The organism is Streptomyces sp. NPDC038707 (assembly GCF_040636485.1).
In the GTDB taxonomy this organism is placed as follows: domain Bacteria; phylum Actinomycetota; class Actinomycetes; order Streptomycetales; family Streptomycetaceae; genus Streptomyces.
Genome location: NZ_JBEZUP010000103.1, coordinates 1 through 1,431 on the forward strand (window position 1 = coordinate 1; position 1,431 = coordinate 1,431).

1 protein-coding gene is annotated in these 1,431 nt (G+C 67.3%); it reads left to right on the forward strand.

Annotated elements, in window-relative coordinates:
* Nucleotides 1–1,431 (forward strand): adenosylhomocysteinase (gene ahcY, locus AB0E62_RS40000; RefSeq protein WP_362206063.1); only part of this gene is annotated, 1,431 nt, incomplete at its 5' end.

Here is a 1,431-nt window from a genome sequence, read left to right on the forward strand (position 1 = left end):
TTCAAGGTCGCCGATCTTTCGCTGGCCGAGTTCGGTCGCAAGGAGATCACTCTCGCCGAGCATGAGATGCCCGGTCTGATGGCGATCCGTAAGGAGTACGCCGCGGCGCAGCCGTTGGCCGGTGCCCGTGTGACGGGTTCGCTGCACATGACGGTGCAGACGGCGGTGCTGATCGAGACCCTGGTCGCGCTGGGCGCCGAGGTGCGCTGGGCGTCCTGCAACATCTTCTCCACCCAGGACCACGCGGCGGCGGCGATCGCGGTGGGTCCGGAGGGTACTCCGGAGGATCCGCGGGGTGTTCCGGTGTTCGCCTGGAAGGGCGAGACGCTGGAGGAGTACTGGTGGTGCACGGAGCAGGCGCTGACGTGGCCGGACAGCCCGACCGGCGGCCCGAACATGATCCTGGACGACGGCGGGGACGCCACGCTGCTGGTCCACAAGGGCGTGGAGTACGAGAAGGCCGGTGAGGTCCCGGCGCTGGAGACGGCCGAGTCCGACGAGCACCGGGTCATCCTGCAGCTGCTGCACCGCACGCTGGGGGAGAACCCGCGGAAGTGGACGCAGCTGGCCTCGGAGATCCGCGGTGTGACCGAGGAGACCACCACGGGGGTGCACCGCCTGTACGAGATGCAGCGCGAGGGCACGCTGCTGTTCCCGGCGATCAACGTCAACGACGCGGTCACCAAGTCGAAGTTCGACAACAAGTACGGCTGCCGGCACTCGCTGGTGGACGGCATCAACCGTGCCACCGATGTCCTGATCGGCGGCAAGACCGCCGTGGTGTGCGGGTACGGCGACGTGGGCAAGGGCTGCGCGGAGTCGCTGCGCGGCCAGGGCGCGCGGGTGATCGTCACCGAGATCGACCCGATCTGCGCGCTGCAGGCGGCGATGGACGGCTACCAGGTGACCACCCTGGAGGAGGTCGTCGAGACGGCCGACATCTTCATCACCACGACCGGCAACAAGGACATCATCCTCGCCTCCGACATGGCGCGGATGAAGCACCAGGCGATCGTGGGCAACATCGGCCACTTCGACAACGAGATCGACATGGCCGGCCTGGCGAAGATCCCCGGCATCGTCAAGGACGAGGTCAAGCCCCAGGTCCACACCTGGACCTTCCCCGACGGCAAGAAGATCATCGTGCTCTCCGAGGGCCGCCTGCTCAACCTGGGCAACGCCACCGGCCACCCCTCGTTCGTGATGTCCAACTCCTTCGCGGACCAGACCCTGGCCCAGATCGAGCTGTTCACCAAGCCCGACGCCTACCCCGTCGGCGTCTACACCCTGCCCAAGCACCTCGACGAAAAGGTCGCCCGACTCCACCTCGACGCCCTCGGCGTCAAACTCACCACGCTGCGCCCGGAGCAGGCGGCGTACATCGGTGTGGACGTCGACGGCCCGTACAAGCCCGACCACTACCGCTACTGA